This is a genomic window from Cryobacterium tagatosivorans, assembly GCF_004402215.1.
GTDB lineage: Bacteria > Actinomycetota > Actinomycetes > Actinomycetales > Microbacteriaceae > Cryobacterium > Cryobacterium tagatosivorans.
Window position 1 is genome coordinate 71,753 of record NZ_SOEZ01000070.1, and the last position, 8,726, is coordinate 80,478.

8 protein-coding genes are annotated in these 8,726 nt (G+C 64.7%); all 8 read left to right on the forward strand.

Translation table 11 applies throughout. From position 1 onward, the window contains the following. Positions 1-12: 12 nt before the first annotated feature. Positions 13-1,173 (forward strand): iron-containing alcohol dehydrogenase, encoded by a 1,161-nt coding sequence (locus E3O23_RS14535; RefSeq protein WP_166790527.1) that lies wholly within the window; start codon positions 13-15, stop codon positions 1,171-1,173. Then, entirely contained in the window at positions 1,170-2,675 is a 1,506-nt protein-coding gene (locus E3O23_RS14540; RefSeq protein ID WP_134492198.1) for a sugar ABC transporter ATP-binding protein, read from the forward strand. The genes E3O23_RS14535 and E3O23_RS14540 overlap by 4 nt, the downstream gene beginning before the upstream one ends. Beyond that, positions 2,672-3,637, forward strand: a complete 966-nt coding sequence (locus tag E3O23_RS14545; protein ID WP_134492200.1) for an ABC transporter permease — start codon at positions 2,672-2,674, stop codon at positions 3,635-3,637. Before E3O23_RS14540 ends, E3O23_RS14545 begins: the two co-directional genes overlap by 4 nt. A 98-nt stretch (positions 3,638-3,735) precedes the next feature. After that, positions 3,736-4,800: a sugar ABC transporter substrate-binding protein gene (locus tag E3O23_RS14550; RefSeq protein ID WP_134492202.1), complete on the forward strand. Its 1,065-nt coding sequence runs from the start codon at positions 3,736-3,738 to the stop codon at positions 4,798-4,800. Positions 4,801-4,876: 76 nt separating this feature from the next. Further along, positions 4,877-6,409, forward strand: a complete 1,533-nt coding sequence (locus E3O23_RS14555) for an aldehyde dehydrogenase family protein (protein WP_134492204.1) — start codon at positions 4,877-4,879, stop codon at positions 6,407-6,409. Positions 6,410-6,462: 53 nt separating this feature from the next. Then, on the forward strand, positions 6,463-7,131 hold the full coding sequence (locus tag E3O23_RS14560) for a hypothetical protein (RefSeq protein ID WP_134492206.1): 669 nt from the start codon (positions 6,463-6,465) through the stop codon (positions 7,129-7,131). Between the two features lie 55 nt (positions 7,132-7,186). After that, positions 7,187-7,747, forward strand: a complete 561-nt coding sequence (locus E3O23_RS14565) for a DUF2510 domain-containing protein (RefSeq protein ID WP_166790528.1) — start codon at positions 7,187-7,189, stop codon at positions 7,745-7,747. Positions 7,748-8,045: 298 nt separating this feature from the next. Then, on the forward strand, positions 8,046-8,726 hold a 681-nt coding region (locus E3O23_RS14570), incomplete at its 3' end, for a hypothetical protein (protein ID WP_134492210.1).

The window sequence follows — 8,726 nt, forward strand, 5'->3', positions numbered from 1 at the left end:
TATTACCTGCCAATGGACAGTGTCCACTATGGCCGCGGTTCGCTGAACGAGTTGATTGGTGAGCTCGACCGCCTCGGCGGCGAACGAGTCATGATTGTGACGTCGCCGACTGTTCGTCGGCATCCGGAACTTGTCCGACGGATTGAGTCGATGCTCGGAACGCGTTGTGTCGCGGTCTACGACGGCGTCCGGCCGCACGTACCCTACGAATGCCTTCAGGCTGGCCTCGACCTGTTGAACGAAACAAGGCCCGACGTATTGGTCACGATAGGCGCAGGGAGCGTTGTCGATGCGGGCAGGGCGCTTGCCCTCGCCGCTGGCGAGGGGCTCCGCGATGCGATGGAACTCCAGCGTTGGCGTGCGGTGTTCCATCCGCCGAGTACGACGATACTGCCGCCCACGAACGGCAAGGCATTGCCAATTGTGGCCGTTCCAACAACATTGTCCGCAGCTGAGTTCTCCAACTGCGGAGCGGTTACGAGCGTTGAACGTGGTACCAAGGACCTGCTGATCGCGAATGAACTCACACCGCGGTCCGTCATACTCGACCCGGAGCTTGGCGTCACGACTCCCGCAGCCCTGTGGGTGAGCACCGGTATGAGGGCCCTTGACCACGCCATCGAGACGGTTTACTCTCCGCGCAGCGGTCCGGTTACCGACGCTCTCGCTCTCGACGCCATTCGCCGTTTGTCTCGCGCGCTGCGCGCCACCGTGCGCAACCCTGAGGACGTCGAAGCTCGCAGCGAGGGGCAGCTGGGCGCGTGGGCGTCGTATTTCGGCGAGATGAACCTCACGTTGGGCCTGTCGCATGCCATCGGCCATCAGATTGGGGCGCGGCACAACGTGCAGCATGGATGGACTTCATGCGTCGTGCTGCCCTCTGTCATGCGCTGGCTTGCACCCGGGACTCTGAGGAAGCAAGCGCTAATTGCCGGGGCTTTGGGTGTTGACACTTCGCAACTCACGGACGCTGCCGCTGCTGGCGCCGCTGCCACCGCGGTTGAGGCACTCGTGAAGGACCTCGGGCTGCCGGCTCACCTTGGCGAGCTGGGTATCACGCCAGGGGATTACCCGGGCCTCGCGGACGCGGTCATGCAGGACCTTGTCGTCGCCGGAAGCCCGCGACCGGTCGCATACTCAGACGTGATTCACCTCCTTGAGGAGTGCGCATGACGACCACGCCTGCTGTTGCGGTACGCGGTCTTGCCAAGGCCTACCCCGGGGTCCGTGCGCTCGATGGTGTTGACCTCGACGTACTCCCAGGCGAGGTTCACGTCCTGCTCGGCGAGAACGGTGCCGGCAAGTCGACCTTGGTCAAAATGCTCTCCGGCGCTATCCAACCCGACGCGGGAGGCATTTCAATCGGGGGCGAGACGGTCGTTCTTGGGACTCCTCACGCAGCCCAGCAGGCAGGCATCAGCACCGTGCACCAAGAGCTGTCCCTGGTCCCGGACCTCACTGTTGCGCAGAACCTCTTCCTGGGTCAGGAGTTGGTCCACTCAGGGGCGCCCTTTCTGGATAGCAGCGCTATGAACCGACGCGCGTCGGAGTTACTCGCCGCGCTGGGGCTGCGCCTGGACCCGGAAGTGCCCGTCCGGCGGCTCAGTCTGGCCGTTCGCCAAGTTGTCGAGATCGTGCGCGCACTCTCGCGCGACCCGCGCATCCTCATCCTGGATGAGCCGACCTCCTCGCTGACAGATCGGGAAGTCACGGAGCTCTTCACTCGGGTCAAGCAGATCACCGCGACCGGCGTCGGCGTCATCTATATCTCGCATCGTCTCGAGGAGCTCGCGCAGATTGCCGATCGTGTCACCGTCATGCGCGACGGTCGCATTGTCGCCGCAGGCTTGCCGGCATCGACACCGTTGCCCCAACTGGTCCGGCTCATGGTCGGCCGCGAGGTTGGCCAGGAGTTTCCGCCCCATCGGACGACCCACGGGGATGTCGTGCTCAAGGTTCGCAATCTGACAATTCCCGGTCGAGTCGAAGACGTGTCCTTTGATGTGCATGCGGGCGAGGTCGTCGGATTCTTCGGCCTCGTGGGCGCGGGACGGACCGAATTGCTTCGCGGCCTGTACGGCCTGGACCGGTCCAGCGGAACGATTGAGCTGGCAGGATTCAGGCTTGATGGCGGTAGCCCGCGCCGGTCGCTCGAACACGGCTTGGCCCTGGTCCCTGAGGACAGGCATGGCTGGGGTCTCGTGCTGCCGATGAGCATCCAGGACAACATCAGCCTGTCCGCTCTTGACAAGTGCACGTCATGGGGCGTGCTCCGGCGTTCACGTGTTGCCAGCCTGGGGAAGCGATTCATGGCAGCCATGCGGATCAAAGCAAGAAACGGCACCACGGGCGTTGAGATGCTTTCCGGCGGCAACCAGCAGAAGGTCGTTATTGCCAGGACGCTGGCCGCCGGTAGTCAGGTGCTACTGCTCGATGAGCCCACTCGAGGCGTCGACATCGGGGCGAAAATCGAGATCTACGAACTCGTCGCGGCGCTGGCTGCCGAGGGCAAGGCGGTCGTCGTCGTCTCCTCCGAGCTGCCCGAGGTTATGGGCCTCAGCGACCGGATCTTCGTCATGCGGAAGGGCCGCATCAGCGCTGAGTTCTCCCATTCCACCGCCACTCCCGAGGCACTGCTCAGCGCGGCCTTAACACACGAAAAGGGGACAGAATGACCATTGATACCGCGAGCCGGTGGCGGGTTAGGTGGCCTGGCTGGGAAGTCGCGGGACTTCCCGCGGTTCTCGTCGCTTTGTTCGTCCTTTTTTCTGTGCTGGCCCCAAACTTCGCCGAGGTAACGAACTTCACTAACGTCGCGCGGCAGGTTGCGGTCCTCGCCTTGATCGCTACCGCCCAGACCGTTGTAATCCTCACTGCGGGCATTGATTTGTCCGTCGGCTCGGTGGTTGCGCTAGCAAGTGTCCTCACCGCAATCGGTTTACGAGAGGGCAATCCTACTCTCGGAATCGCGATGGCTCTCGGAGCGGGACTGCTCGTCGGAGCCGTGAACGGCGCCATCATCGGCTTTACATCAGTAGCACCCTTCATCGTTACCCTGGGGATGCTTTCCATCGTCAGCGGCACCGCGTTAACCATCACCAACGGCGACCCAATTTTCGAGCTGCCGGACTCGTGGTTCTTCAACCTGGGCATTGGCTTCGTCGGCCCCGTACCGATTCCGGTCATCATCGCCGCCGTTGTGTTTGCTCTCATTTGGATACTGCTCTACCGAACTCGCATGGGCATTCATGTCTACGCCGTGGGCGGCAACGAGCAGGCGGCGAACCTGGCTGGCATTGCTGTCGCGAGGACGAAACTCCAGGTGTACATGCTGAGCGGATTGTGCGCTGCCTTGGGTGGTGTGATCCTCACGGCCCGCGTCCACTCGGGCCAGCCCCTGCTCGGCCAGGGGATGGAGCTCAACGCGGTCGCTGCAGTGGTAATCGGCGGTACGTCGCTGTTCGGCGGTCGCGGTCGACTCATAGGAACCATTTACGGCGTCCTCCTCGTCGGCATCGTCAGCAATGGGCTTGACCTGTTGGGCATTTCGACGTTCATCCAACGCATCGTTATCGGGGCCGCCACAATCGGCGCAGTGCTGCTGACGGTCATGCGTGAAGGGGGGCGCAAGCGCTGAGCCCACAAGGCCAACCGTGCCCGAGGGTCTATACCCCGTCTCCTCCCCGCTGGACTCAGCCAGAGTTCGGTTCGACTCTTCCCATTCATGAGGTGAAAATGAACGTTCGAAAGCAGCAAAGGAAACTAGTCCTGCCCGCCATATTGATGAGCTTGGCGCTCAGCGCATGCGCTAGCAGCGGGGCCGGAGGTGGAGGTGACACGGCGTCTCCGCAGGGGGTTGCGCCCACGGGCGCTCCAGCCTCGCTCCCCGTCGCAGAGGTCGTCCCTGACCTGAAAGCCAAGAAGCCGTATCGGATTGCGGTGCTTTTCCCCAACGCGGGGGATCCCTATTTCCAGCAGAAGGCCTACGGCTATCGAGACGAGGCCGCCAAGGTCGGCGCCACTGTCACGTTCTTCGACGCTGGTGGGTATGCGAACATCGAAAAGCAGATCTCTCAGATTGAGAACGTCGTCCAGCAGAAGTTCGACGCTATAGCCATCGCAGTTACGAGCAGCACGGGCACGGTTCCGGCGCTTGAGGCCGCGGAGCAGGCGGGTGTCCTGGTCGTTGGTGATGGGGTGTTCCCGCAGTCCGATCAGGTCATCAAGCGTGGCGAGGACAGCGTGCGGGCTGGCTACAATTCCGGAAAATTTCTGTGCGACAGCCTCAATAGCGGCGACAGCGTCGGCCTACTTCTTGGGCCTCCCGGGATCGACCTGATCAAGCTTCGCGAGGATGGAGTCAAGGCCGGCCTCGCCGCTTGCCCGGGCGTCACGGTAGCAAAGGCGCTCAACAACCTCTCGGACCTGCCGGCTTCCCTCGCAGCCGCGGAGAACATCCTGCAAGCAGACCCGAACGTGAAGGGCATCTACGCGTTCAACAGCGTGGTGGCTCAGGCAGTCGTGCAATCTCTCAAGAGCGCAGGCAAGAAGCCTGGTGAGGTCCAGGTAACAGCAGTCGACCTCGACCCGGATCTGGAGAAGCTCATGAAGGAGGGCTGGGTGCAGCACACCAGCGTTGGTGGGTCCGTCCTGCTCGGCCGCGTGGTGGTCGACACGATTACCGAGAAGCTGAACGGTGTCGACGTCGGCAAGGAAGCTTACCTGGTTCCTGTCGAGGTCACGCCGGACACCCTCGGGAGCTTCGACCGCACCATTCTGTACCCGCCGGCCGGTTCTTAGGCCGAAATACATGTTGTCCTGCCCGACCAGCGCGAGTCGGTTGGGCAGGACACTCCAAATTTGAAGGGACCTCTCCGTGGCATCTGAACTTGTCCGGCGTCACGCTGAAGCTGGCCGCGAGCTACGCCGGCACTTCCCCGGTGACCTTAGCGAGCCAGTTCCCAACTTGGTGGCAGGCGAGTGGTCTCCGGATAGTGACGGCACCTTCGAGACCATCGACCCTGCTACGGGCGCGCCGCTTATGGCGGTATCGATCGCCGGGGTCGCGCAGATCGAGGCCGCGACCGCGGCCGCGGTGGACGCTGCTTCCGTCTGGTGGCAAATGGACGGACAGGATCGATCACGGCTCCTCCGCGCGGCGGCTGACGCGATCCGCAGCCACGGAGCTGTATTGGGCCTGGCCGACACCCTGGATGTGGGTCGTCCGATCAAGGACACAGCCACTCGTGACGTCGAGCGGGCCGCCAGGCTCTTCGAATTCTGGGCCGGTACCACCGACCGGCTGCGCGGAGCGGCTGTCCCAGTGCAACCCGGCTTCACCAACGTCGTCGTCCGAGAACCATTCGGTGTGGTTGGCGCCATCACCCCGTGGAACTATCCCCTCACGAACGCCGCGGCGAAACTTGCCCCGGCGCTGGCGACCGGTAACGCCGTGGTCCTCAAGCCAGCGGAGGAGTCACCGCTCTCCGCCCTTCTTTTGGGACGGATCTTGCACACGGCCGGACTCCCCGCCGGGCTCGTCAGCGTGCTCAATGGACCGGGCGAGACCACCGGGAGCGCGCTGGTCGAACACCCCAATATTGAGAAGATCACCTTTACCGGCTCCACGTCGGTGGGCCGTCTCATTGGTGGGCGATGCGGGACATTGCTCAAGTCCGTAAGTCTGGAGCTGGGCGGCAAGAGTCCTTTTCTCGTCTTCCCTGACAGCGATCTAGTCGCCGCTGCCGACGCAGCCACCTTCACCGCGTTCCTCAACGCTGGCCAAACGTGCACCGCTGGCACCCGACTGCTTTTGCATGCCTCCGTGGCGGACGAGTTTCTTGAGATGATGCGCGAGCGCATCTCACGACTGCGGATAGGTGACCCCTTGGATGAGTCCACGGACGTCGGCCCGCTCGTCTCGGAGCGTCAATTACAGACGGTGCGCGCCTATGTCGAGTCAGCCACATCGGAGGGTGCCCAACGGTTGAGCCCGCTGGTGAGCTTGCCAGCGATGGGCTGGTTCCATGAGCCGGTTGTGTTCGGAAACGTGTCGCCGATGATGAAGGTCGTCCGAGAGGAGATCTTCGGCCCGGTGCTGTCCGTCTTGACGTTTCGTGACGAGGAGGAAGCCCTCGCCATGGCGAACGACACGGAGTACGGTCTCGCGGCCTCCGTCTGGACGGGGGACGGTGCCCGCGCCGCCAGACTCAGCTCGGCGCTTCAGGCCGGGCTTGTCTGGGTCAACTGCGTGCACCAGCTTCACCCCGGGTCGCCATACGGGGGCCACAAGACGAGTGGCGTAGGTGTGGAGATGGGTGACGAAGCCGTGGCGCAACTCATGAAGGTCAAGAGTGTCTGGACCGCCGTGCAGACGTGGCAATCGCCGTGGCGCCACCAGGCTGTCTGACGAGGCAAGGGACGCCCCCCGCCACATAGTCTCGCCGAGTGGGCTGAAAAGGCATGTTTTCACTCATCGGCGTGCTCTTCGCCGGTGTCGGAATCTTCCCGGTCGACGAGTTCTTCACGGCTCACAATGTGGCCGCGAGCGGGATGACCGCCGTGTTCGTTTCGATGGTCATCGGTCCGCGCGGGTTCGTTCCGGCGATGTCACGCGTCTTCCTGCTCCTCGGCTATGTCTTCGTGGCCGTCATCGGTGTCATGGCGGTGCCCTTCGTGACGGGCTACTACACCCTGACCGCTGTCGAGCTGGTCGTCTTCCTTCATCCGAAGTGCGGGAACACTGCCGCCGCACAGCAACGCTGTTGGGGCCGACGCAGCGGCTCCAACCGTCCAACTGACAGAGGCGAACCCCCGGGCAAAAGACGTAGATGCCACGTCTGCGACGGCCGCACTGAGGCCGAAAAGCGCATGGCGTCGGCCGGAGCGGCGGAGGCCGGCGCCACAATCCCGCTGAGAGCGAAAGCGGCGCTCATGCCTCCAGCCAGGCTGGAGCGCCCCGAAGCGGAACCATGTGATGTGCTCATTTCAGACTCCCCGCCCGTTCGGGACTCGCCCGTGGAGTTCGCCGCGGATGGTCCTGTGGGAGTCCACGGCGATACTAGCCCTCATCCCTGTAGCGGCCGGTTAGCCCGTGATCGGGACTGCCGATATCCCCCGATAGGGGGCTGAGGCGCGGTGGCACCGGGCCTCTATGCTGGCCGCACCCGAACGTCAAGGAGCCCTCGTGACCGACACGGCAGGAACCATCTCCACGCAAGCAGGCTGGTACCCGGACCCGTCAGGGGCCGCCCGACAGCGATGGTGGGACGGCGCGAGGTGGACCGAACACCTGCACGACCCCGCGGCGGCCAACAACCCGGCCGCCCGCGCGTCGCTGCGGGATTCCGCGATGCCCGTCTACAGCGCATCCATCTGGATGATCGTGGGGCTTCCCCTTCTCTCCCTGTTCGCGCTGGTGGCGTTCGACCTCACCGGGTTCCTGATCGGATTCACGTCGGGGTTGTCCACCATGGTCGACCTCTCGGTCACATCGTGGCTGGCCCTGCTCAACCCGGACTTCTACTTCCTGTATGCCCTCGCCCTGGCCGCGCGGATCGCCTCGCTCATCTTCGCGTACGTCGACTGGCGGGGACTGCTGTCCGACGGCATCGATCGTCCGTTCCACTGGGCCTGGTCCTTCCTGTCGGTGGAGCTGTACGTGCTCGGCCGCTCGATCGTCGTGCGCCGGCGCGTCGGTCGCGGTCTGCTGCCGATCGGCGTCATGGGGTGCTGCTCTGGGTCGTGAGCTACGCCGTGGTCACGCTCAAAATCGAGGACTCGATGCCGGCCGTGACGATGTGGCTCGGGAGCCTCTGACCGCCGGGTAGCTGGCCGCTGTCTGGCGGGCCGCTGTTGTAGCTGGTCCTTGTGTAGCTGACCCCGTGCGGGTCTTCGGCACGGCGGCGTGCCCGTGTGACCCGAACCGGGGGTAGTGCCGCGGCACTTCTTCATAACTGAGCACTTGTCATGTTCTGCTATTGCGGAGTTGACTGAGCGGCATCGAACCACCCGCCACGCGTCCCTTCCCGAAAGGGGACCTGCTGATGAGTACTTCGTCCCGCCCGCTTCGCCTGCCCCGCCGGCACCCTGTGCGCCGGAGCGCACTCGCGGCCATTGCGATGCTCGCCGTGCCGCTGGCCCTGGCGGCGGGCAACGTCGCCTTCGGGGCCAACCACGTCTCGGCCGCGACGGTGTCGGTGGCGGAAGCCCAGTACCTGGGCGAGGTGGACGGCTTCGAGCAGAGGCGCCTGCGGGCGGTCGGCTTGCTCGCGGTCGCGGAGTCGGTCCTGGCGTCCGCGGAACTCACGCTGAACACGAGCGCGGGAAAGGTGCTCGCCCCGGCGTCCCGCACGACCCTGGCGGACGGCATCCGGGCCGAGCAGTACCAGCTGGACCTGGTCAGGGAAGAACTGAAGAAGGGGTACCGGCTGGTTGACCCCGCTGCCCCCGTCACCAGCCGGTTCTCGGCTCGGCTGGGGTTCTACGACGCGGCGTCCGTGCTGCGCCGCCATCGATTCGCGGAGGCCGCCGACCTGTCCACCGTGCGGGCCCACCTGGCCGGGCCGGTGCAGACGGTGAAGGACGCCGTGCTCGCCTGGCAGACGGAGCAGAAGCGGCTGGCGGCGGTGAAGGCGGCCAAGGCGGCGGCAGCGGCCCGGGCGGCGGAGGCTGCTCGTGCGGCGGCCGCGCGTGCCCCCGCGCGAGCGTGGCAGGCGCCGACCGCG